Consider the following 23,649-nt stretch of genomic DNA (forward strand, 5'->3'; position numbering starts at 1 on the left):
AAATAAAGGTCCTGTTAAAAACATAAGCCTCTATTATCGTTGATTTGAATATTGAAGACCAGCAAGCTGCGATAAGCTCCCAGCTTAAGTTAACATGCGCTGGCAACTTGTCACTACAGGGTTTACATATCGAGTATGCTCAGCTGCAAATTGTGTTGCGGCTGATTCTTTATTCCTACCCCAATACCTAACAAACGCACTGGTTGCTGTAAGCCGCGTTGATACGCTTTAGCTAATAGTTCGCTAAAAATATCGCTATTTAATTGCTGATGCGCCTGATCGGCTGAGGTCACTACAAAATTAGCAAATTTCACTTTAACACTAAGTTTATTTACCTGATTTTGCAGCTGCTGCTTGTTTAGTCGAGTGGTTAACTCCTCAAGTAGTGAAGGAAGTTGTTCTAGGCATTCTTGTAAACTATTTTTATTGTACTCATAAGTATGCTCAACGCTTAGCGATTTACGTACGCGCTCAGTAGACACCCGGCCTATGTGTTCACCAGCGCACTTTTGATATAACGACACGCCAAAATTACCTACATGTTGCTGCATCCAATTTACGCCTTTTTTGCGTACATCTTGGCCTGTATACAAACCTTTTAAGTTAAGCTTTTCGAGCGTGACCTTACCTACCCCCGGAATTTTACCCAGCGGTAGCTGTGCTAAAAAGGCATCAACCTGATCGGGCAATACTACAAACTGACCATTGGGTTTGTTTTCGTCACTGGCTATTTTGGCAATAAATTTAATTGGCGCAATACCAGCCGAGGCAGTAAGCCCTGTGGCATTATAAATATCAGCACGAATTTGCTGCGCAATAAGTGTAGCGCTGCCTTTACACTGCTCACTATGGGTTACATCTAAATAGGCTTCGTCAAGAGAGAGGGGTTCAATTAAATCTGTATAGCGACTAAACACGGCACGTATTTGCGTCGACACGTCTTTATAAACAGCCATACGCCCAGGCACTATAACTAAGTCGGGGCATAACTGCTTAGCATGATAATTAGACATAGCCGAGCGCACGCCATATTCCCGAGCAATGTAATTTGCAGTAGAGAGTACGCCACGGCGACTATTACCACCAATTGCTAGTGGTACATTGGCAAGTTTAGGGTTGTCGCGCATTTCGACCGCCGCATAAAAGCAGTCCATATCTATATGAATAAACTTTTTCATTACCACTATAACAACTGTTTATTTATACAGCCATTATTATAGAGTCACCTATAATTAGCAAGCTTGCACCCTATTAAAAACAGCGTTTATTATTTTTACGCTTTTTAAAAGAGTACAGCCAAAACCCTGTTTCCAACGCAAAGCCCACAACTGTTAAAGCAATTACACCCGATGCATTACCCATCGCGTAGCAAATAAATGCAGCTATAAAAACTAAACAGACTAAAAGCCAATTAACGACACTTTTCATACATATCTCCCTAGCTGTGTTATATAACAATAAACCTTTTATTTAATTAAACCAAACATAAAATACCCTAGGTTAATTACCTTGAGGTAATAACCCCATATTGATAATCTAAACACTTTAAAATTAAAGGGCGTAAATGTATGCAAACGTTTAAAGATCAACATCCTATTCATACTGATATTACAGTGGCATGGGGAGATATGGATGCTCTGCAACACGTAAATAATGTCGTTTATTTACGCTATTTTGAAATAGCTCGCATCGATTTTTTAAATAAAATAAATCTTTTTGAAACCATTAGCAGCAAAGGTATTGGCCCTGTGATCAGCGAAAACACCATTCGCTATAAACGCCCGGTTACTTTTCCCGATACTCTCACTGTAGGTGTCACCATTAGCGATATTAAAACAGATCGCTTTATGATGAACTACAACGTGTTTAGCCACGCGCAAAATGCCATTACCACTACGGGCACTTCGCAAGTCGTAATGTTTGACTTTCAAACTGGTAAAAAGTCGCCAATCACTGAGCCGCTTTTATCTGCTATACAGCAATATACCCAAAACTAAGCCAGTAAATAAGGAGCTTATATGCAATACAACCCACTAGGTAGCAGTGGTGTAAACGTCTCAAGGGTCTGCTTAGGTAGTATGACGTGGGGGTTACAAAACACGCAAAGCGATGCAGATCAGCAAATAGCTTATGCGCTTGAGCAAGGTGTTAACTTTATTGATACCGCCGAAATGTACGCTGTGCCGCCATCTCCCGACACCTACGGCAAAACAGAGCAAATTATTGGCAACTGGTTAGCGCGCAATCAAGATAAACGTAGCGACATAGTACTTGCCACTAAAATTGCCGGAAACGGTTTAGAGTGGATACGTGAAGGTAGCAATATTACCCGCCAAACAGTCATTGCCGCGGTTGATGATTCGCTTAAACGCTTGCAAACCGATTACATTGATTTATACCAACTACACTGGCCCAACCGCGCCACGCCACATTTTGCTAAACAATGGCCAGGAATGCTTAAATTTACCGAGGTAGATACGCAGCAACAAACTGCCGATATGCTCGATATATTAGAAGGTTTAAACGACTGCGTAAAAGCCGGAAAAATAAAACACTGTGGCCTTTCAGACGATACACCTTGGGGTGTTAACCAGTTTTTAAACTTAGCTAAAGAGCATAATTTACCGCGCATGGTGTCGATTCAAAACGAATTTAGCCTAGTACACGCCAAAGATTGGCCTTACTTAATAGAACAATGTGTACACGAAGATATTGCTTATTTACCTTGGTCACCATTAGCTGCGGGTTCATTAACCGGTAAATATTTAAACGGCGCACGCCCTGAAGGAACGCGTTGGACCTTTATGCAACGTAACGGTATTTTCCGCGATACGCCAAACGCACAACAAGCAATAAAGCAATACGTAGAACTTGCTCACGCCCATAATTTAACCCCAGCAGAACTTGCCCTAGCTTGGTGTAATAAAGTAGATGGCGTAACTTCTACTATTATTGGTGCCACGTCTATGGCGCAATTAAAAGAAGATATAGGCGCGTTTAACCTTACTTTAAGCGATGAAATTCTCGGCGCTATTAATCGTATTTTTAGACAATACCCTATGCCTTATTAAGCTAATGCGCATTAATTAAAAAGACCAAGTTAAAAGTAAAAACCGCAAGCTAAGTGCACCTACTCCATAGATGCACTTTTAACTTTGCATTATTACTCGGCCTGCCATTTATGCGCTAATATACGTTGCTCATTGGCGTACAGCGTGACACTAAATATACTGCCAGTCGTTACTTCACCAACCCCTGCAGGTGTGCCGGTCATTATCACGTCGCCATCTTCTAAGTACATAAAGTCACTAATTTCAGCTAAAATTTGCGCTGGTTTATGTAACATAAAATCGCTATTACCTTGTTGTATTAGTTGATCGTTTATTTTGAGCTCAAAGCTAAAATGTTGCATGTCCTCGCTAAGCTCAACAAACGGCGTTAATAGCACAGAGCCGTCAAACGCTTTTGCTCGCTCCCACGGCAAGCCTTTGTTTTTTAACTTAGCCTGCACTTCGCGTTTGGTTAAATCAAGCCCCAAGCCAACGCCAACTAAACGACTATTTTTTACCACAAAGCAAAGCTCGGTTTCGTAATGTAAAACATCCTTATTATGCTTTGCTAGCAACTTAGTACCAATTGCACTATTAGGCTTATTAAATAACACCATTTGCTCTGGCAGTTCATTATTTAACTCTGCAATGTGTGCGGTGTAATTACGCCCTACACACACCACTTTTGAGGGCAATACGTTGTCACAACCCAATATTACTAACTGCATAAATCAACTCTATATTGTTGGTTAAATAAGTGTTTCGAGCAAAGCTAAATTAATTGGTTTAAGCAGCACTTGCTCAATTTCAAGCTGTTTAATTTTTACTGGATCAGGTTCCATACCACTAACAATAACGCGCTTTAATTTTGGATAATGTTGTTTTATATGGTTTGCTAAATCTAAACCACTGCCGTCGGGCAGGTTCATATCTAGCAGTACTTTATCGTAGTTAGCGTCTGCTTTAAGTATGGCTAAACAATGCTCATAACTGCTTGCTATTTGTGTTTCAACCCCTAAGCTTTCTAGTAAAAGTTGCGTTATTTGCGCCGCATCGGCGTCGTCTTCTACTAATAAAAAGCGGGTATTACTATGGGTAACTTCGGGGGGAATTAATACATCTGCTGTTTTATTATTTTTACTAAGCGTATCTTGTAAGCACTGATACAGTAAGTTGGAATCGACTGGTTTTGCTATCACATTATTAAACCCTAATGCCGATAACTCATTATGAATGCCTTTCATAGTTGCTGCCGTTAAGGCAATAATTGCGCCTTCAAAGCCAATTTTTCTAAGCTCTATGGTGGCTTCTTTTCCGCCCATAATTGGCATATGTATATCCATAAAAATAGCGTCGTAGTCTATTCCTTGTTGCTGGGCATTACGTACTTTTTCAAGCGCTTGCTTACCGTGCTCAGCGTAATCTACTTTTGCTCCTGCAGAAGTGATCATGTGGCCAACTAAAACGCGTAAATCACGTAAATCATCAACCACTAATACCCTACCATTAACTTTACATGGTGCATTTTTTTGCTGCATATTAGGGGTTAAGTCGAGCCTTAATAAGCTACGCTCTACATTTTCAATATTGCCCGGATAGAGCGAAATAATAAATTTAGAGCCTTTGCCTATTGCTGAATCTAAGGCTATTGAGCCCTGCATTCTGTTAAGTAACTCAGTACAAATAGCAAGTCCTAAACCTGCACCGCCCACTGCACGCGACTCAACATCGGCTATTTGTTCAAACGGTTTAAATATAAGCGCTTGTTTTTCGGGGGCAATGCCCATGCCCGAGTCTTCAATACTAAAAAATAGCATTTCACGGTCGCTAACAAACTCAGTCCAAGCACAAAGAGTTATTTCGCCTTGCTCGGTAAATTTAATTGCATTGTTGATAATGTTTATAAGTATTTGTCGAAGGCGAGTTGCGTCAATATTAACGATTAAAGGCAAGGGCTGCAGCGATTCAAAGCGTAGTGACAAGCCCTTATCAAGCGCCGACACTCGCATTAAAGTAAATACGTCAGCCATTAAGCTATCAAGATTTACATCACTGCAATTAAGTTCAAGCTTATCGGCCGCTATTTTTGATAAATCGAGGACGTCATTAAGTAAGCTTAATAAGTGTTTACCATTGCGATAAATTACACCTAGCTCGTTTTCGGCTTGTTTACTAAAGTCGCTTTGCATTAATAGTTCGGTGTAACCTAAAACCGACGACAGCGGGGTACGTAGTTCGTGGCTTAAGTGTGCTAAAAAGCGATCTTTTGAGCGGTTTTCGGCTTCGGCTTTTAATCGTTCAAGTCGCTCATCTTCAACATCGCGACGGGCTAAAGCATAACGTATTGCGCGCGCAAAGCGGCTAGTGGTCATTTCACTTTTAACTAAATAGTCTACAGCGCCGGCATCAAGTGCAGCCGAATCTAACGCTTCATTAGATTGCCCTGTTAACATAATTATTGGGCCACTAAAGCCGTTTTTTATTGCTTGTTTTAATACACTTAAGCCATCTGAGGCACCTAAGCGATAATCTAGCAGACAAATGTCATGCTTATTCTCACTAAGTACTTTAACTGCTTGTTTAGGGTCGCTAACCCACTCAATCTCAAATGTATGGGAACTGAGCTGCTCAAGATAATCGCTAGTAAGAATATAATCATCTTCATCATCTTCAACAAGTAGCAGCTTGGTTGCCTTAATAGACATGCAATCTCCCGTTTTAGTGGCTGTTTTTAATCATTATAAGTATTTGGTAACTCTACAAACTCAACCCAGTACTTACCGAGTGCTTTCATTAGTTCAACTAAACCATCAAAGGTAACTGGCTTAGTTATATACGACGCAGCACCTAAGTCGTAGCCTTTAACCATATCTTCTTCTTGCTTTGAGGTAGTTAAAATAACAACAGGTATACCCTTTAAGCATGGGTTTGCTTTAATAGCTTGCAATGCCTCGCGGCCATCCATACGTGGCATATTTAAGTCTAATAAAATTAAACCTGGTCTGGGTGATGTATCTTTTTGCTCAAATTTACCTTTTCGCTCCAAGTACTCTAATAGCTCCACACCATCTTCAACAAAATGTAACTCGTTAAGTACACGGCTTTCGGTGAGGGCATCTTGAGTTAATAAACGATCATCTTCATCATCATCAGCCATTAAAATAGTGATTGGTTTTACTTTAGTAAGTGGCATTTAAGCCTCTCCTTGCAATGTGAAAAGCTCGCTTTCCACAGGTAGTTTTATTATGAAGCTTGCACCCTCACCCATGTTACTTTGTGCTGTTATAGTACCGCCATGGCGCTCTACTATACGCCGACAAACAGATAAACCTATGCCGGTGCCTTTATATTGCGAGCGACCATGTAAACGCTGAAATGGAACAAATATTTTATCTGCATAATCTGGCGAAAAACCAATACCGTTGTCTTTAACGGTAATTATTTGCCAACAAACTTCGGTATTATGCCCTTCACTAAACTCACTCGTTTTTATGTGTTCAATATTAATAACTGGTTGTTGTTCTGGATGCCTAAATTTAACTGCGTTTGAAATTAAGTTTAAAAATAACTGTTGCATCTGGCTTGGGTCGGCCTGAATTATTGGCATATCGCCCACATTAACCTGTGCATTAGACTCTTTAATTGCAATTTCTAAATCACTTAAAATATCATTTAATACATTATTTAAATCGGTATCAACAAAGTTTTTGCCACGGGTGGTAATACGCGAAAACTCTAATAAATCATTAATTAAATTAGACATGCGCTGCGCTGCATTTTTCATGCGCGCTATATAATCCATGCCTTTTTCACCTAGCTCATCTTTAAACATAGTTTCGAGACGATCACTAAATGCTTGAATTTTACGCAGTGGCTCTTGCAAGTCATGGCTTGCTACAAAGGCAAACTCTTCTAGCTCGCGGTTACTGCGGCTCAACTCATCTGAATAAAGCGTTAGCTCTTGAGTTCGCTCTGTCACTTTGTTAGCTAGCGTTTCGTTTTGTTTTTCAAGCTCTGCACGATACTGCGCAGCATTTCTTAAATTTAACCGTGTAAGTACAAACATGCCTATAATTAGCAAACCGCTAGTGACTGCGGTAATAACAAAGGTAATTTTAGCTTCATTTTTTATTTTTGCTAACTTAGAAAAATGGCTAACTTTAAACAGCATTTCTCGATCTTGAATTTCGTTTACCGCTAAGCGAATTTTTTTATACAGCTCTCGTCCTTTATCTGTGTTTACTAAATACAGCGCACTGCGCTCTTTATTATTTTGCGCTAAGTTAACGGTCTTTTTTAATTCAATTTCCTTTTGATCCACTAACGACAATAACAGTGCAATACGCTCTGCCTGGCCATTAATTTCTGAACTTAATGATTTTACATGCTCAGTTTGTGACTCAAGCTGCTCAAGTGCATCATAATAAGGAACTAAATAATCACTTTTTTCTGTAAGTAAATAACCTCGCTGACCCGACTCGGCCTGCACAACTGACAAATGTAACTTTTCGATAGCGCTAGTGAGCATACTGGTATTGTCTAAACTATTTTGCGTTTGGCTTAATCCTTGTATGGTATTTACTGCCAAAAATGCGTTACCAATAATGATAGATAACACCACAACAATAAATGTTGCCCAAATGACATTAGCTTTACTTGGTTCTTTTTGCGTACTCATTTAGCATCCTAATTCAAAGAGATAAATTATTGCGAGTCTGTAATTGTTTGTAAGCTTTCGCTGCACTGTTGGCAGTTAGCAATAATTTTATTTAGCGCATCGAGTGCTTTCTCTTTTGGCATATCGTTTTCTAGCACCAGTTTTATAAGCTCTGCATTCATCGAAATTCGATTAAGTGGTGCTCTAGCATCGTGTACTAACTCATTCAGAGGTTTTTTACTGTCATTGCTCATTGTTTTCCTCAAATTTTATTTATATTCGCCAATGCCACCATAAGCATTTAGGCGGTTATAAAGTGTTTTAGTACTAATACCCAGCATTTGTGCAGCCAAGGTTTTATTACCTTGTACTTTATCGAGCGTGGCATGAATAAGTTCTTTTTCTACTTCCTCAATGGTTTGTCCTGCCGACACTTGCTTGTCGTTAGTTTGGCTATTCACTTTTGAAAATGGCGACTCTAAATTATCGGGTAAGGTAATATCACTGGTTTGTGGATCGCTCATAATAAACGCACGATGTATGGCATGGCGCAGTTCGCGCACGTTACCAGGCCAGTCATAGCTTTGTAGCTCTTTTAACTGGTCGTTATTCCAGTTAAATGCGGTGCCATTTTCATCATTTAATTGCTCTAAAAAGGCGTTTGCTAATAGTGGAATATCTTCTTTACGATCGCGCAGTGCCGGTATATCAATAGGAAACACTGCCAATCTAAAGTAAATATCTTCACGAATAATATTATTTTGCGCTAAATCGGTAAGCGAGCGGTTAGTGGCGGAAATAACTCGGCAATTTGTAGGTATTTCGCGGTTTCCGCCAACACGTGTTACTTTTTTTGTTTCTAGCACGCGCAGTAAGTTAGGTTGCATACCAATTGGCATTTCGGTTACTTCGTCTAAAAATAACGTGCCGTCATTTGCTTGTTCAAACACGCCTTCTTTACGTGCAATAGCACCGGTAAATGCGCCTTTTTCATGGCCAAACAGCTCACTACTAATTAACTCTTTTGAAAAACCACCACAGTTACTTGCCACCAGCGGTCCTCCACATTCGCTGGCATTATGAATGGCCTGAGCAACCACTTCTTTACCCGCACCACTTTCGCCCATAAGCATTACGTTGGCGTGGGTTTTAGCCACTCGCTCTATCATGGTGTACAGCTTATGCATTGCTGTAGACTCGCCTATTAGCGTACCAAAGTGGCGGGTTATAGCTGATGATTTCGTTTTTTTAATGATTTTTTTCGGGCCATTTAACACCCTTTCAAGATCTTCACGCTGCAATGGCTTTAATAAATGCGCAACATTAGGTTCGCACATGTCGGCTAAAATCCCCTTTACCGAAGGGTGCCCAGATATTAGAGTTATTTTAGGTGAATGGCCTATCATTTTTAAATGATCAAGTAGGTGTAAGCCGCTACCGTCGGGGAGCATAAAGTCGAGCAGTATATGATCAAAACTATTGTTTTCTAGCCACTGATGGGCTTCTTTTAAACTGGTTGCTGTACTTATGTTATGGCCGAGGAATTCGACTATATGACAAACCACGTCACTAAACTCAACGTCATCGTCCACTAATAGTATATTTAACATGATTAATCCCTATGCTTTTTTATTATTCTACTTGGCCTTAGCACTAAAAGAAAGGCGCGCTATTTGTCGCTTAAATTACAGAGCTTATATTATTTAGTTACATTTTCATCAGTGAACAGTGTAAGCATACTTGATGTACTTAAACTTAAAAAACACTCACTTTATATACTATTTAATAAAAACCTAAAATAAATAACTGATATAATTTAACTTTATTACAGGAGAGCCAATGCGCCCATTAAAAACCCTCATTCACCCAAGTATTAATATTGAACAAGGCAGCCAATTTACACGTATTACCGCCCGCGCTATTGCCATGCATAAACAGCATATTTTATTAATGTATACAAAGAGATACGATGACTTTAGTTTACCTGGTGGCGGTGTTGATGAGCACGAAAGTATAGAGCAAGGGTTAATACGTGAGCTACAAGAGGAAACCGGCGCACAAAATATAGTAATAAAAAAAGAGTTCGGCCTATATGAAGAGTACCGCCCTTGGTACAAAGACGACTTTGACATTATTCATATAAAGTCTTATTGCTATGTATGTAATATTGACCAAAAGTTAGGCCAAACGCAGCTTGAACACTACGAGCAACAAAATGGTATGGTTGCCAAGTGGGTAGATATAAATGAAGCAATTGAGCATAACGAGCGAACACTTGCCACCAGCGATAAGCAGGGGCTGTCGATTATTCGCGAAACCTATTTACTCAAAGAAATAGCTAAACAGTTATAGCCTGTAATTAGCTTTACTTACACCTGAGTAAAGCTCAACAAGGTATTTTTTTTGTGCTATAAAAACGATACAAGCCAACTAAATTACTGCTTAAAAATAAGCTTTCCATAACAATAGCGACCGGAGAGCCTGCAAAAACGTTATGGCTTATCCAAAATAAAGTACCTACAACCATACATAAACGCATATGTAAGTCGTGCTTTTGAAACGATGCAAACGTTTGAATTAACGTCGCAATAAGTGCCAGTGCGCTAAACCAATCTTGCCAAGTAAAATAAACAGCCACGCAACACAGCAACATAAAAGCATACATTGCCCACGTTTTGCGTGCATAAATGCAGTAAAAATACCTAAAGGCGGCAATTAACATTAAGCAACCTGCGCTATTGTGCCCCAACATAAAAAAGTGCACTGCAGTCAGCAATACCGACATAAATAAGCAGGTTAAAATTAACGAACGCGACTTAAACTGAAACGAAGCAAGATCAAGTAATGTTGCTATAGCAACTAACGACTGAGCAATTAAAAACATAGTGACTCCTTAAAGCAGCAAGTCTAACTAGCTTTAGCGTTATTACTCTTAACTTAAGTTAAGTCGTTTACGAATTCTTGATAAAGAAATTGCCGAAATACCAATATACATAGCCACTTGAGTTAAACTTAGCTGCGCCAACCAATGGGGCTTTTCGGCTAATAAATAACGGTAGCGTTGCTCGGGTGTATTAAGCAATAAAAATGCTTCTTTGGCCTCTTTAAATATAAGCTGCTGCGCAATAAGTTGTTGCTTAATTATTTGCCATTCGGGTTGATTAAATACATTCAATGGGACGCTAATAACGCTTACCCTATTAATTACTTTTAGTTGATAAAACGCTTCGGTATTCGTTAGCCAGTTTCCATAAAGTAGCGCAAACTCATCTTTAAAGTAAAACTCCTTACACCTTTGCCCGCCCTGTGCATCATCATGTATTGCACCTAACACCCCATCAAGAATTAAATAGCCATAACGCTGCTTTTGCCCTTGTTGTAACAATACGGTATCGCGCGCTATATGCTTAATTGGGTATTGCGCTGCAAGTTGCAGTTTTAAATTTGCAGCAAGTTCTTGATAGCTATCGCCTAGCGGCAAGATTGAAATTTCATTCATTTATATTAACCATTTTTTGATGAGGGTTTACTGGCTCTAACTTGCAAGCTAAGCCTAAAAACACGTAAATTACTTTAATTTTCTTGTAAATTTTGCAGCTACTTGCATTGTTTACAAAATATAACAGATAAATAAACTATAAAAATATTAAATTCATATTATAAAAAACATTAAATTTATTAATAACATAAACTTATAAATAAACTCGAATAGAACCTTAACTGGCATTACCTTTGCACTTCTCAGTACAGACAAACATAGAGGAGATTACAATGAGCAACACAGTTAATACGATCAATCCAACAACTGAGCAAATCATTAATACCTATACGCTGCTGTCGCAACAGCAAGCTGAGCAGGTAATCGAAAAATCTCATCAAACCTATTTACAGTGGCGCTTAGTGTCAGTGACCGAACGTGCAAAACACTTAAACAAATTAGCTTCATTATTCGAAGAGCAAAAAGATGCCATAGCCAAGCTTATGACCGAAGAAATGGGTAAAGTATACGCCCAAGGTTTGCAAGAAGTTGAACTGTGCGCAGGCATTTGTCGTTACAGTGCCGAGCACGGCCCTAAAATTCTTGCTGATGAAGAACGTGACATGGACGGCGGTCGCGCAATTGTTAGCTATCAGCCTACGGGTGTACTACTTGGCATTCAGCCTTGGAACTTTCCGCTTTACCAGGTAATTCGTTACAGCGCCGCTAATATTATGGCCGGTAACACCACAGTGTTAAAGCATGCCAGTAATGTATTTGGTATGGCCGAAAAAATTGAAACCTTGTTTAAACAAGCCGGATTTCCTGAGCACTGCTTTAGTAACCTACTTATTGATGGCAAAACAGCCAGCGCACTCATAGCGCATAAAGCGATTAGCGGCGTTACCTTTACCGGTAGCGATAGCACAGGTAAAAAAGTGGCCGAGCAAGCGGGTAAATACGTTAAAAAAACCGTACTAGAGCTTGGTAGTAACGACGCATTTTTAGTACTTGATGACGCCGATTTAGAGCTTGCCGTAAAAACCTGTGTAACAGGACGTATGATCAACAACGGCGAAACGTGTGTTTCGGCAAAACGTTTTGTAGTGGTTGAGTCTCTGTATGATGACTTTAAAGCGCAAGTAAAACAGCAGTTTGAAGCCATGAAAATGGGCGATCCAATGGCCGACGGCACTGATTTAGGCCCAATGGCACGTAAAGATTTACGCGACGGTATTCACGAGCAAGTAATGCAATCGGTTAAAGCAGGAGCAAACATAGTCACCGGTGGTGAAATACCAGAGCAAACCGGCTTTTACTACCCTCCTACGCTACTTGATAATTTAGCGCCAGGCATGCCAGCATACGATGACGAATTATTTGGCCCTGTTGCCTCGCTTATAAAAGCGAAAGACAACAACGATGCAATGAAAATTGCTAACTCGTCTCGCTATGGTTTAGGTGGCGGCATTTTCTCAAAAGACGAGAAAAAAGCCATTGAGCTGGCTAAAAAGCACTTCGACACCGGCATGATCAACATAAACGGCTACGGTTTAGCGCAACCAAACTTACCATTTGGTGGAGTTAAAGAAAGTGGCTACGGTCGAGAGCACGGCGGCTTTGGCATGCGCGAATTTGTGAACGTTAAAAGCATCATGATCCACAGCTCATAAACTTACTATAAAGTACGAGTACTAAACACTCGTTACTAGAAAGTAAAATAAAACACCGCGCTAATTCAGCGCGGTGTTTTTGTATTCAATTTATCTAACATCAATTTTTGTTATTACGATTTTATATCGCACTTTTACTCATCATTTTTATCACGTGCTAAAACGCAGCACCTAAGCTCTTTATAAATTAATTACTGAAAGCTTAACTCTTTTCAAACACTGGCACTTTGCGTTTATCTGCTTTGCTCATAGCGAGTTGTTGAATCTCTTCTTGCTTGTGCAGCGCCGATTTAGTTTCTAGCGATTGTTGGTCGGCATTTTCAAAGGTTAGCTCGGTTAATAGCGCGAAGTGATCAGAACCGTATTTAGCTAATCGTTTTATACGCTTTACTTTAAACCCTTCGCTGTGAAATAAATGATCCAGCGGCCAGCGCATAAAAAAGTAACTTGCATGAAAAGTATTGTAAAAGCCACGGCCTTTACGGGGGTCTAATAAGCCACTAATTTGCATAAACAAACGGGTACTGCGCGACCAAGCTACGTCGTTTAAGTCGCCGGCAACTATGGTTGGCCGTGTTGGGTTTTTAAGTGCTTTTGCTACCATAATTAGCTCTGAGTCGCGCGGCCGCGATGAGTCTTCTTCGGTGGGGCTTGGTGGCGCTGGGTGAATAAAGTGCGCTTGCATTTTAACCCCTTGTGCACTTGCAAATAAAATATGAATTGACGGTATGTCGTCTTCTATTAGCTGGCATATTTGTGCGTCAAATATTTTAAATTTACTGTATAGGTGCATGCCGTAACGGTTGTCTTTAGGGCACTCTATGTAATATGGATAGTCTTTTTTAAGTACTGATAACTTATTTTGCCACCAGCTGTCACTTTCAAGGGTAATAAGCAGGTCGGGTTGATGCTGATCAACCAAGCTAATTAATTGCTCACTGTTATGGTTCGACATAAGTACATTTGCCGACATAATTCTTACACTGTGCGCAATGTGTTTTGAGGCGCTTTGCACTTCTTTTTTTGCCAACCAAGTATATGGGTATATCCACTTTCCCTGTAAAAACAAAATTAATACAGCGCCTGCAACAATATACAAAAAGTCTGTGGCGTTATTAAATGCAAAGTACCCAGCAACACATGCTATAAAGCTTGCAATATAAAACACTTGTAAGCGAATAAAGTCGCAACCACGCACCAGGTAATGCTGGCTATACGCCATAGGTAATAGCGTTATAAATAATAAAAAACTTGTTATTATTGCCAGCGTAATAAACATTTAAATTCCTGTTGGTTGCTTATCGACTCAAAATAGACAGTATTTCGCGCGTGTCGTGTACCATATGAATAATAGTACGATCTACCTCTATGCGTACAGTACCTTTATCTCGGTATCTGTCTATTACTTTGGCACGCTTATAAATATCACGCTCTAAAATATCACCTCTGTGGTAACTTTTATGCCAACCCGGTGGTGTCCACCCTTGACGAATAAGTTTTTTAGCTTCTTTTTTAGATAAGTGGTTATCGTGGCGATCATATTTTTTATGGTGTTTTTTCCACTCATGCTTATTTGAATAGTGTTTTTTATTATGGTGTTTTTTATTGTAGTGCTTGTTTGAGCCATGCTCGTATTTACTATGTTTATTATGGTGCTTATCATAATAATCATCTTTGTCGTGCTTTGCTTGTGCGTTAAATGAGCTCAATATTAAAATAATTAATGCGCTATAAATGGTTTTATACATAGTTAATCTCTGCTTTAGTTAATAACGCGAGATTAACAAGTTAGCCTGAACATTATATGAAACTCTGTATAAATTAATCTTAACGCTGCTTATATTGCGTTTTACAATGGCTGCGCATAATGGCGGGATCACGCAGCTTTAAATGTTTGGTTTTGCGCCCAGCGTGGCGTTTTCGCCATACTTTAAAGCTACCGCTGGCAATATTTTGGCGCATAAAAACCACCAACTGCGAATAGTTTAAGCCATAAAGTTGCTCTATTGCTTCAAACGGGGTTCTATCCTCCCATGCCATTTCTATAATGCGCGATTGCTGCTGGGCGTTAAACATAGTTATTTTCTCTTTAAAAAATAACTAATACGAAGCACTAAAATTGCACGATCAATTTAACTTAAGCCATATAAAATAGAGATATATTTAATTACGGTTATTTTTTATCATTATTTTAGAAGAAGAAAGTTTAAGTGTATGATATTAAATATATCTATAACCAAGTATAGAGAAGTTAACTATGTTTACAAAGCTGCCACGCTGGGTTGAATATGGCGCATTTACACTGGCATTTATTGCCGGCATTGTGAACGCCGTGGGTTTATTAGGATTTGAACATCAGGCTATTTCTCATTTGTCGGGCTCTGTTACTTTATTTGGCATTAAATTAATGAGTGATGGCAGTGCGGCATTATTACTGTTTAGTATCATAATTAGCTTTATGCTTGGCTCTGCGTTGTCGGGGTTTTTACTCAACGGTGGTTCGTTAAAGTTAGGCCGACATTACGATACTTTATTGTTTATTGAAGGGTTATTACTACTAGCCAGTGCCTACTTACTTTATAGCTCCTTTGTTTATGGCATAGTGCTGGCATCTGCCGCTTGTGGTTTACAAAATGCGCTGGCAACCAATTACAGTGGCGCAGTAGTACGTACTACACATTTAACCGGTATTTTTACCGACCTTGGTTTAATGATGGGCCGCGCATTAAAAGGCGATGCTGTAGATGGCCGAAAATTCATGGTGTTTTTACTGATCACCCTAGGTTTTTTATGCGGTGGTGTAATTGGGTTTATGCTATTTGAATTGTTTTCTGTAGCAACTTTAGTAGTACCGGCTGTTATGTGCTTTATTTTATCAATTACTTATCGGCTTTATCGTTTACGCAATACCGTTTAACGCAAGTTATTTCAATACGTTTGCCTAACGCTTACCATAGCACTATTGCCATATAATCAATGTGTAGGAATATATGAAACGCCATTACTTACCCCCTTTGCTGTTACTCTCTCAGCTACCACTTATAGCCATTGCCAAGCAAAATGATGCTCAGCCAATTGAGCGCATAACAACCACTGCGTCGCGTGTTGAGGCGCTTAGTACACAGTTACCCGTAATTATTAGCGTGCTCAATGAAGCACAATTAAATGCCATTGCTCCTACGCATATTGAAGAAGCCATGCAAAGAGTCGCTGGCGCAAATATACAACGTGGTAATGGCCAAGAATATTTACCCGCGCTGCGCTCACCTGTTTTATCCGGTGCAGGTGCCTGTGGTGGTTTACTCACACTTGAGGATGGTATTGCACTAAGAGCAGCTGGGTTTTGTAATATAAACGAGTTGTTTGAAGCACATAGCGAAATGGCGCAGCGTATAGAGGTACTTAAAGGCCCTGGTTCTGCCCTGTATGGCTCAAATGCGGTGCATGGGGTTATTAACGTGATCACCCCAGATACAACGCAAGATGGCGGCTTAATCGGACTAGATTATGGCTCGTTTGGCTATAACCGCTATAAATTACGTGCTGGCCACGATATGGGCAGCAGTGGGTTAGGTATTAACGCCAGCATTACTGACGACAGCGGCTATCGCGATGATGAAAGCGTAAAACAACAAAAGGTAAACTTACGTCACCGGTATAATAATAGCGATTTAGCGCTTACTTCTGGGCTTACTTATACCCATTTAGATCAACAAACCGCAGGCTTTATTACTGGCCTTAAAAGCTATAAAGACGAGAGCATAGCACAACAAAACTTTGATCCGGATGCGTTTAGAAAAGCACGTTCGTTACGAGTATGGAGTAACGCCACTTGGCAAATAAATGACGATACACTCTCAACAACGGTGTATTTTCGTAACCAAAGTATGGACTTTTTTAAGCATTTTTTACCTGGTACGCCACTAGAGTACAACAGTCAAACCGGTGTGGGGCTGCAGTCGCTTTATCAACATCAGCTAGAGAATAATATTAAGCTTAACTTTGGCCTAGATGGCGAATACACCCGCGCCGACTTTTTACAAAGTCAAAACAAGCCAACTCAAGGCTCGGCATTTTTAGTTGCTACAGTACCCCAAGGTAAGCATTACGATTACGACGTAAATGCCACTTTATATGCACCTTTTGTCAGTGTTGATCTGCAACTAAACGATTGGTTAGTGACTCTTGGCGCTCGTTATGAGCACATGCAATACGACTACACTAATAACATGTTAGCGGGGCGCACGAAAGAAGACGGTACAGAGTGCGGATTTGGTGGTTGCCGATATAGCCGCCCTGAAAGTACAAAAAATAATTTTAGTAACTTATCGCCAAAACTTGGGGTTAGCTATCAGTACACTGTTAATAACCTGCTTTATGCTAACTTTTCGCGTGGCTACCGAGCGCCACAAGCCGCCGAGTTATATCAGTTACAACGCCAGCAAAACACCACTAATTTAAGTGCCGAAATAGCTAATAATGCTGAGTTTGGCTTAAAAGGCGTTTATCAAAATAGTCGTTATAATTTATCGGTTTATGCTATGAGTAAGCACCATACTATTTACCGCGACAGCGACTTTTTTACCGTGAATAATGGCAGCTCGCGCCACCGCGGGATTGAGCTTGAACTTGAGCATGCTCTCACCTCAACTTGGTCAGTTAACTTTGCCGCCAGTTATGCCAAGCATAGTTATACTAATGAGCAAATACTCAATAATATCAATATTAAAGATAATGATGTTGATACCGCCCCGCGTAAAATTGCCAATTTAGATTTAACCTGGCAGGCGTTTAATAACGCCAATGTGGCACTGCAATGGCATCATGTTGGTCGTTACTATACCGATCCTGAAAACTTACACAGTTATGACGGGCATGACATTTTAAGTTTACGAGCACAGTGGCAAATAACAAATAACTTAGCGCTTGCAGCGCGTATTATTAACTTAACCGATACCGCTTATGCCGAGCGCGCCGATTACACAAGCTTTACCGGCGACCGCTACTTTCCAGGGCGGCCACGTAACGCCATGATCTCAGCAACTTATAGCTGGTAAACATCCAGATCGCTCATGTAACGCATGGGCGATTTTTTCATTACTTTTTTAAACATAGTAATAAACGCACTCACCGACTCATAACCTAATAGCTCCGATACCTGCTGCACACTTTGCTGATTAGATAACGCCTGCAGTGCAATTATAATATGCAATTGAGTGCGCCATTTACCAAAGGTCATACCGGTTTCTTTTTTTATTAACCGCGCTAAAGTACGTTCAGTTAAAGCAAATTGCTGTGCCCATTGTGGCAATGTTTTACGGCTATAAGGCTGGCTAATAAGTTGATTGCTCATGTTTTTAATAACACTGTTTTTTGATAGTACAAAGTCTAAAGGTTGAATTGGCATATCCACCAGCTGATCAAATAATACCTGTGCAAGCCGTGCGGTTTTACCCGTTAAGCTATAGTTTTGCTGATTACTTGCCAAACTAAGCATTAACTCTTTTATTAATGGGCTAATGGTTAATGTACAGGCTGTACTTGGCATACCTTGTAAGTTTGCATCAATAAATAAGTGGCATAAATGCGCATTATCAGATGCTCTATTACTGTGCTCTACATTTGCCGGGATCCAAATGGCGCTATGAGTAGGCACCATCCACATTTTTGTTGCCACTTCACAGGTAACATAACCGTGCAGGGCTAAAATTAACTGCCCTTTTGGATGAGTATGCAGCGGAATTTCACGGCTAAGCTGGGCATATTCTATTTTAGCAATAACCGGCTGCGGCATGATTTCAAAGTTTTTTATTTCATTCCAATCTTGGGGAAGCTGCATTTTGTCTGTTTTTAGTTATTTAATGTCTCTTTTACTAAATTATAGTGATGACTTAGCCTTTATACTAGTCTCTATTGCTTCTTGCTAAATAACCAACCTGCTAGGACGTTTACCTTGTTAACTCAACAATCTCAATCTCGCTTATCTTACGCATTATTAGTACTGGGAATTTTACTTATTGCCAGTAACTTACGTGCGCCAGTGACTGGTTTAGCCCCCGTGCTGGACCAAATAATTCTTAGTTTTAATTTAAGCGCATCACAAGCCGGTATGCTTACCACCTTACCGTTAATTGCATTTGCTTTAGCAAGCCCATTAGCCACTAGTTTAGCTAAAAGGCAAGGCTTAGAAGTGTCGCTTTTTATTGCCCTTATTTTAATTGGCTTAGGCTTAGCATCGCGCATGATAAATTCTGTGCCGGTACTTTATTTAGGCACCGCCGTCATTGGGGTCGGCATTGCGATAGGTAATGTGCTGTTACCGAGTTTAATTAAGCGCGACTTTGCACACAAAGTGGCTGTAATGACCTCGGCGTATGTGCTTGCTATGGGTATTTTTGGCGGTAGTTACTCAGCGTTAATTATTCCCCTTGCCGAATATAAACAAATGGGCTGGCAAATTGCTTTAGCCAGTTACGCGTTAATTACTTTAATAAGTTTATTTATTTGGCTACCGCAATTAAAGCTACGCACCAAACCGACTAAAGATCTGGTTGAAAACACCGGTGACGTAAAAGTGTGGCGCCAAGCCCTTGCGTGGCAAATTACTTTGCTACTTGGCTGTAACTCGTTATTTACTTATATAATTATTGGCTGGTTACCAAGCATTTTAATAGACAGTGGCCACAGCGCACAACAAGCGGGTGCGCTGCAAGGCTCATTTCAGGTAGCTTCGGCTTTACCCGGTATTATCTTAATTCCCTTATTAGCAAAACTAAAAGATCAGCGCGTACTCACCTTTGTTTTAGGAGTGTTGGCAAGCCTGTCGTCGATTGGACTGTTGTATATGCCAGACTATGCGTCTGTGTGGTCAATCACTATGGGGTTTTGCTCGGGTGCATGCTTTATATTGGGCTTGTCGTTTATTAGTTTACGTACTCACGACTCACATCAAGCTGCGGCACTTTCTGGTATGGCGCAGTGTATTGGTTATTTACTTGCCGCTACTGGACCTATTATTGCAGGTGCGCTGCATAGTTATTTTGGTAACTGGGCATCTACTTTATGGTTTTGCGCAGGTGCGAGCGCGCTATGTGCGGTGTTTGGTTATTTAGGCGGGCGTAATATTACTATGCGCAACAAAGCGTAAGCGTTAATTAAAAGTGGGCGGTGTAATCATTTGCCCACTTTTATAACTAATTATAGTTTAGTACTTTTTATATATTTAGCTTAAACAGCGCCAATACATTCAACCTCTACAACTGAATTTAGTGCTAACGCTTTTACTGCAAACGCACTGCGCGCAGGATATGGCGGGGTAAAGTATTCAGCATATATTTTATTAAACATTTTAAAGTTATTTATGTCGGTTAGCATAACCGTACACTTTACTATGTTTTTCATACTGTAATTATGCTGCTCTAGGGTGCTTTTTATATTTTCGAGCGTTTGCTTAGTCTCTGCTGCAAAACCACCTTGTGCTAGTTTACCACTGCTTGTAAGCCCAATTTGACCCGACATATACAAGGTATTATCGACCCTTACAATTTGCGAAAAAGGTAAACTTGCTGAGGCCGCATTTAAGTGCTCAATATCACTGTTTTTTGCATTAGCAAAACCACTGCTCAATACACTGGCGAATAAGGTAATTAATGTTATTTTTTTCATCATAAACCTAATTTTTTGGGGTGGTGGCAAATGCAGGCACTTGCACTAAATCGTTCAACCAACTAACGCTAGACTGACACCAAATTTGCGCTACTGGCGTAAACTCATCGCGTTGATCAACCGCCCCTATTCTAAGGCCATATACACGGTTTTCTGTCGCTTCGTTGGTAGCATAAAGTGAGGTGCCACAATTACCACAAAACCCTTGCGCACGTTTATTACCACTTTGCGCCGTTTTTATATATTCTTTAGGCTTACCTTGCGTAAAAGTAACACCGTTAGGCTCACTCATTATTACCGCTCTAAATGGCCCACTCGACATGCGTTGGCAATCACTACAGTGGCACACTAATAGCGTGTTACTTTGTGTTTTCGCTTGGTATTTTATGTCGCCGCAGTAACAGCTTCCAGTTATGTTCATTTTATATATCCATTATTTTTAACGAGCTCCACCCTTAAGGCGGCTTCGGTATTACACGAGTTTTATATTAAAAGTGTACCTGCATAGCAATAAAAAACCACAGCCTAAAGCAACTATTTAGTGCCTCTAAATTTATGATAAATACTGTTTAAACCAACGAAATAAATTAAAAAAGCGTGATTTAGCAATATGCTTATCAGCACTGTTTTTATTAAGCGCATCACGGCGCGCTTGCGCTATATTTGCTTTAGCAGCAAAGCGCAAGCGTTGCTCATTACTAAGATCGTCTTCAAAGTTAAGCTGTAACTTTTTTACCTCACGGCTACGTTTCATTGAACTACACATAGTACTACCTCAAAAAGGCTATTAACCTAATTAGTAGACAGGCTATGTGCGTTTTTTATTTCATAGGATGTTCAATTCAACACGCCTGTAACACTTTAAGCTAACTTAATAAGCCTAAATTGCTTTTTACCACGCTGCATTACCCAAAAACGATCAAACAGCGGAAAATCTAACTGTGCGTGCTCATCTGTAATGGCCTCGCCATTAATTTTAATCGCATTCGCGTTTATTAACTCACGTGCAGTACGCTTTGAGCTGGCCAGTTCACTTTTAACCAGTAACTCAGCAATATTAATTTTCGCGTCGCTAATAGCGTGTACGGCGAGCCCATCTTGCTCTAATTGCTCAAGCTCTGCCAAGGTGAGTGTTTGTACTTGGCCGTTAAACAATAATTGCGTAATGCGCTGCGCGCTTGCTAAGCCTTGTTCGCCATGTACAAAGCGGGTTAATTGCTCGGCTAAAATACCTTGCGCTTGAGGCTTTTGTTGGCTGGTAATGTCATTCGCTTCAATGGCTTCAATTTCTTTTATCGATAAAAAGGTGTAAAAACGCAAAAAGTTGTATACATCGGCATCGTCACAATTTAACCAAAATTGGTAAAAGCGATACGGTGAGGTTTTTTTCGGATCAAGCCAAATTGCGCCGCCTTCCGTTTTACCAAACTTAGTACCGTCTGATTTAGTAATAAGTGGCAAAGTTAATCCATACACAGTTTGCTTATTTAAGCGGCGGGTTAAATCAATCCCACTTACTATATTCCCCCACTGGTCGTTGCCGCCAATTTGCACACTACAACCCAGTTCGCTATTTAATTTAGCAAAGTCGTACGACTGCAATAAAGTGTAACTAAATTCAGTAAACGATAAACCTTGATCAGGGCGTTGCAAACGTTGCTTTACCGACTCGCGGTTGATCATATTATTAATTGAAAAGTGCTTACCTACATCGCGAAAAAAATCCAACACTTCAATACCGCTAAACCAGTCGGCATTATTTTTTAATTGAATTGGCTCGCTTAAATGCGGGTTCATTACACTCTCTACTTGTGAGCTTAAATCTGCTACCCAACCTTGTACGGTTTCTTTACTGTTTAAGCTGCGCTCGGTGGCTTTAAAGCTTGGGTCGCCAATCAACCCGGTTGCGCCACCAATTAATGCTACCGCTTTATGGCCGGCATCATTAAAACGCTTTAGCATTAGCAAAGGTACTAAGTGGCCAATATGTAAACTGCCCGCGGTAGGATCAAAACCACAATACACAACTTGTGAGGTTGCTAATAACTGCTCAAGCTGCGCTAAATCGCTAACCTGAGAAACCAGGCCGCGATGTGTAATATCTTCCAGTAATTGTGTTGTCATTGTATTTATCCCACACACATGTGTTAATTAGTTAGGGTAAAAATACTAATTAAAGCTGCTACACAACCATATATCCCTAAAGGGATAGAAAGTACTTTATATTAATCAATTTAAGTAGAAGCGCTGTTTAACGGTGCGAAAGTAGTATTAAGGCAAGGCAAATATTTATGCTAACTAATCTTACTCGCTAGTGATTAAGTGGTTTAAAAACAGCTGAAAAAACTCACTCAACGAAGACACTTTTAATTGTGCGTAAATACGTTTACGGTGGTTTTTAACTGTACCTAAGGTGATATTTAATTGCTTAGCAATATCGTTAGAGTCGCAGCCTTGCACTAATAGCATAGCTATTTGTCGCTCGCGGGTGGTAAGTTGCTCGTTGGCAAAGGTAGCTAAGCCACGCTCAATTAATTGCCCTGTAGCTGTGGTAGTTAAAGGCCCAAGCAATAATAAGTTATTGCCCCAATGTTGGCGGCATAATGCTTTTATAAGGCTAAAATGAGCTATTAAGGTGCTTTTTTGTGCGGCGCTAAAGCGTTGTTTGCTTTCTAAAAAGCCTAAATAAATAACAATCCAGCGGCTCTCATCTGTGCGCACACTTATACTTAGTTCATCTACCCAACCGGTTTCGTTATAAAACTGTTGCTGGTATTGGGTATAAGCTGCTAAGTCTTTATTTGCGCTGATATCGACTAACCGATACACACCTTCATGGCCACTTTTTGACAGTTCAATATAAAAGGGATCGTTAATAAACGAATTGGTTAAATAGCGCTGAAACAATAACTCGCGTCGAGTATCTATCGAGTCGTATAAATAAATGGGGTGTTTATGGGCTCTACAGCCTAAAATCACCGCGCAGTCAAATTGCACTAAATGAGCAATGTAATTAACTATTTTTTGTGCAAAACCAGTTGAATTGATTGCTTCAACACATTGCGCAATTAGCTCATTTTCAGTGGGTTTTGCAATCATTACTGCCACGGTGTTTTAGTTAAATTA

Annotated in this window: 26 protein-coding genes; 7 read left to right on the forward strand and 19 right to left on the reverse strand. The window is 40.1% G+C overall.

Annotated elements, in window-relative coordinates; all coding sequences use genetic code 11:
* Positions 1 to 122: 122 nt before the first annotated feature.
* Together dinB and H5079_RS14615 are read right to left on the reverse strand one after the other, a co-directional pair.
* Complete coding sequence (gene dinB / locus H5079_RS14610) at positions 123 to 1,178, reverse strand: DNA polymerase IV (protein WP_011329039.1); 1,056 nt, start codon at positions 1,176 to 1,178, stop codon at positions 123 to 125.
* A 73-nt stretch (positions 1,179 to 1,251) separates the two neighbouring features.
* Complete coding sequence (locus H5079_RS14615) at positions 1,252 to 1,428, reverse strand: hypothetical protein (protein WP_011329040.1); 177 nt, start codon at positions 1,426 to 1,428, stop codon at positions 1,252 to 1,254.
* A gap of 140 nt (positions 1,429 to 1,568) precedes the next feature.
* On the opposite strand from H5079_RS14615, the gene H5079_RS14620 reads away from it, so the two are divergent.
* On the forward strand, positions 1,569 to 1,997 hold the full coding sequence (locus H5079_RS14620; RefSeq protein ID WP_086993205.1) for a thioesterase family protein: 429 nt from the start codon (positions 1,569 to 1,571) through the stop codon (positions 1,995 to 1,997).
* Positions 1,998 to 2,018: 21 nt separating this feature from the next.
* Positions 2,019 to 3,071 carry an aldo/keto reductase gene (locus tag H5079_RS14625; RefSeq protein ID WP_086993206.1) on the forward strand — a complete coding sequence of 351 codons (1,053 nt, stop codon included), beginning with the start codon at positions 2,019 to 2,021 and terminating at the stop codon, positions 3,069 to 3,071.
* A 92-nt stretch (positions 3,072 to 3,163) separates the two neighbouring features.
* On the opposite strand, the gene H5079_RS14630 is transcribed toward H5079_RS14625, so the two are convergent.
* Genes H5079_RS14630 through H5079_RS14655 form a run of 6 tightly spaced genes read right to left on the reverse strand, consistent with a single transcriptional unit; the run spans position 3,164 to position 9,317 of the window.
* The gene (locus H5079_RS14630; protein ID WP_182684365.1) at positions 3,164 to 3,778 is read right to left on the reverse strand and encodes a fumarylacetoacetate hydrolase family protein; all 615 of its coding nucleotides are present in this window, start codon (positions 3,776 to 3,778) and stop codon (positions 3,164 to 3,166) included.
* Positions 3,779 to 3,799: 21 nt separating this feature from the next.
* The gene (locus H5079_RS14635) at positions 3,800 to 5,755 is read right to left on the reverse strand and encodes a hybrid sensor histidine kinase/response regulator (protein ID WP_182684366.1); all 1,956 of its coding nucleotides are present in this window, start codon (positions 5,753 to 5,755) and stop codon (positions 3,800 to 3,802) included.
* A 26-nt stretch (positions 5,756 to 5,781) separates the two neighbouring features.
* Positions 5,782 to 6,243: a response regulator gene (locus H5079_RS14640; protein ID WP_011329045.1), complete on the reverse strand. Its 462-nt coding sequence runs from the start codon at positions 6,241 to 6,243 to the stop codon at positions 5,782 to 5,784.
* Positions 6,244 to 7,728, reverse strand: a complete 1,485-nt coding sequence (locus H5079_RS14645; protein ID WP_179807509.1) for an ATP-binding protein — start codon at positions 7,726 to 7,728, stop codon at positions 6,244 to 6,246.
* 26 nt (positions 7,729 to 7,754) lie between these two features.
* Positions 7,755 to 7,961 carry a histidine kinase gene (locus H5079_RS14650; RefSeq protein WP_182678284.1) on the reverse strand — a complete coding sequence of 69 codons (207 nt, stop codon included), beginning with the start codon at positions 7,959 to 7,961 and terminating at the stop codon, positions 7,755 to 7,757.
* Between the two features lie 15 nt (positions 7,962 to 7,976).
* Positions 7,977 to 9,317, reverse strand: coding sequence for a sigma-54 dependent transcriptional regulator (locus tag H5079_RS14655; RefSeq protein WP_182684367.1), 1,341 nt, complete (start codon positions 9,315 to 9,317; stop codon positions 7,977 to 7,979).
* Positions 9,318 to 9,546: 229 nt separating this feature from the next.
* Between H5079_RS14655 and H5079_RS14660 the strand changes: the two genes are divergently transcribed.
* Entirely contained in the window at positions 9,547 to 10,059 is a 513-nt protein-coding gene (locus H5079_RS14660; protein ID WP_011329049.1) for an NUDIX hydrolase, read from the forward strand.
* A gap of 34 nt (positions 10,060 to 10,093) precedes the next feature.
* On the opposite strand, the gene H5079_RS14665 is transcribed toward H5079_RS14660, so the two are convergent.
* Positions 10,094 to 10,591, reverse strand: a complete 498-nt coding sequence (locus H5079_RS14665; RefSeq protein ID WP_011329050.1) for a YgjV family protein — start codon at positions 10,589 to 10,591, stop codon at positions 10,094 to 10,096.
* Between the two features lie 48 nt (positions 10,592 to 10,639).
* Positions 10,640 to 11,206 (reverse strand): Crp/Fnr family transcriptional regulator, encoded by a 567-nt coding sequence (locus tag H5079_RS14670; RefSeq protein WP_089368690.1) that lies wholly within the window; start codon positions 11,204 to 11,206, stop codon positions 10,640 to 10,642.
* A 272-nt stretch (positions 11,207 to 11,478) separates the two neighbouring features.
* Between H5079_RS14670 and H5079_RS14675 the strand changes: the two genes are divergently transcribed.
* A complete protein-coding gene (locus tag H5079_RS14675; protein WP_011329052.1) occupies positions 11,479 to 12,858 on the forward strand; it encodes an NAD-dependent succinate-semialdehyde dehydrogenase in 1,380 nt (459 codons plus the stop codon).
* Positions 12,859 to 13,060: 202 nt separating this feature from the next.
* On the opposite strand, the gene H5079_RS14680 is transcribed toward H5079_RS14675, so the two are convergent.
* The 3 genes from H5079_RS14680 to H5079_RS14690 all read right to left on the reverse strand — a co-directional run bounded on the left by H5079_RS14680 (position 13,061) and on the right by H5079_RS14690 (position 14,934).
* Entirely contained in the window at positions 13,061 to 14,137 is a 1,077-nt protein-coding gene (locus tag H5079_RS14680; protein WP_182684368.1) for an endonuclease/exonuclease/phosphatase family protein, read from the reverse strand.
* A 19-nt stretch (positions 14,138 to 14,156) separates the two neighbouring features.
* Positions 14,157 to 14,606: a hypothetical protein gene (locus H5079_RS14685; protein WP_011329054.1), complete on the reverse strand. Its 450-nt coding sequence runs from the start codon at positions 14,604 to 14,606 to the stop codon at positions 14,157 to 14,159.
* A gap of 79 nt (positions 14,607 to 14,685) precedes the next feature.
* A complete protein-coding gene (locus tag H5079_RS14690) occupies positions 14,686 to 14,934 on the reverse strand; it encodes a TIGR03643 family protein (RefSeq protein ID WP_011329055.1) in 249 nt (82 codons plus the stop codon).
* A 181-nt stretch (positions 14,935 to 15,115) separates the two neighbouring features.
* Between H5079_RS14690 and H5079_RS14695 the strand changes: the two genes are divergently transcribed.
* Together H5079_RS14695 and H5079_RS14700 are read left to right on the forward strand one after the other, a co-directional pair.
* Positions 15,116 to 15,775, forward strand: a complete 660-nt coding sequence (locus H5079_RS14695; RefSeq protein WP_011329056.1) for a YoaK family protein — start codon at positions 15,116 to 15,118, stop codon at positions 15,773 to 15,775.
* A gap of 73 nt (positions 15,776 to 15,848) precedes the next feature.
* Positions 15,849 to 17,915 carry a TonB-dependent receptor gene (locus tag H5079_RS14700; RefSeq protein ID WP_182684369.1) on the forward strand — a complete coding sequence of 689 codons (2,067 nt, stop codon included), beginning with the start codon at positions 15,849 to 15,851 and terminating at the stop codon, positions 17,913 to 17,915.
* On the opposite strand, the gene H5079_RS14705 is transcribed toward H5079_RS14700, so the two are convergent.
* Complete coding sequence (locus H5079_RS14705) at positions 17,903 to 18,697, reverse strand: helix-turn-helix domain-containing protein (protein ID WP_011329058.1); 795 nt, start codon at positions 18,695 to 18,697, stop codon at positions 17,903 to 17,905. The two genes, H5079_RS14700 and H5079_RS14705, sit on opposite strands and share 13 nt — an antisense overlap.
* Before the next feature lie 114 nt (positions 18,698 to 18,811).
* Between H5079_RS14705 and H5079_RS14710 the strand changes: the two genes are divergently transcribed.
* Positions 18,812 to 20,005: an MFS transporter gene (locus H5079_RS14710; protein ID WP_182684370.1), complete on the forward strand. Its 1,194-nt coding sequence runs from the start codon at positions 18,812 to 18,814 to the stop codon at positions 20,003 to 20,005.
* 80 nt (positions 20,006 to 20,085) lie between these two features.
* Here the strand turns inward: H5079_RS14710 and H5079_RS14715 are convergent, their stop codons facing one another.
* The 5 genes from H5079_RS14715 to H5079_RS14735 all read right to left on the reverse strand — a co-directional run bounded on the left by H5079_RS14715 (position 20,086) and on the right by H5079_RS14735 (position 23,622).
* A complete protein-coding gene (locus H5079_RS14715) occupies positions 20,086 to 20,523 on the reverse strand; it encodes a Rid family detoxifying hydrolase (RefSeq protein WP_182684371.1) in 438 nt (145 codons plus the stop codon).
* 7 nt (positions 20,524 to 20,530) lie between these two features.
* Positions 20,531 to 20,944 (reverse strand): GFA family protein, encoded by a 414-nt coding sequence (locus tag H5079_RS14720; protein WP_011329061.1) that lies wholly within the window; start codon positions 20,942 to 20,944, stop codon positions 20,531 to 20,533.
* A 132-nt stretch (positions 20,945 to 21,076) separates the two neighbouring features.
* Positions 21,077 to 21,277, reverse strand: a complete 201-nt coding sequence (locus tag H5079_RS14725) for a hypothetical protein (protein ID WP_226898010.1) — start codon at positions 21,275 to 21,277, stop codon at positions 21,077 to 21,079.
* 107 nt (positions 21,278 to 21,384) lie between these two features.
* Complete coding sequence (tyrS, locus tag H5079_RS14730) at positions 21,385 to 22,647, reverse strand: tyrosine--tRNA ligase (RefSeq protein ID WP_182684372.1); 1,263 nt, start codon at positions 22,645 to 22,647, stop codon at positions 21,385 to 21,387.
* A 180-nt stretch (positions 22,648 to 22,827) separates the two neighbouring features.
* Entirely contained in the window at positions 22,828 to 23,622 is a 795-nt protein-coding gene (locus H5079_RS14735; protein ID WP_011329064.1) for a LuxR C-terminal-related transcriptional regulator, read from the reverse strand.
* Between the last annotated feature and the right edge of the window lie 27 nt (positions 23,623 to 23,649).

Source organism: Pseudoalteromonas sp. SG44-5 (assembly GCF_014164175.1).
Classification (GTDB): Bacteria; Pseudomonadota; Gammaproteobacteria; order Enterobacterales; family Alteromonadaceae; genus Pseudoalteromonas; species Pseudoalteromonas nigrifaciens.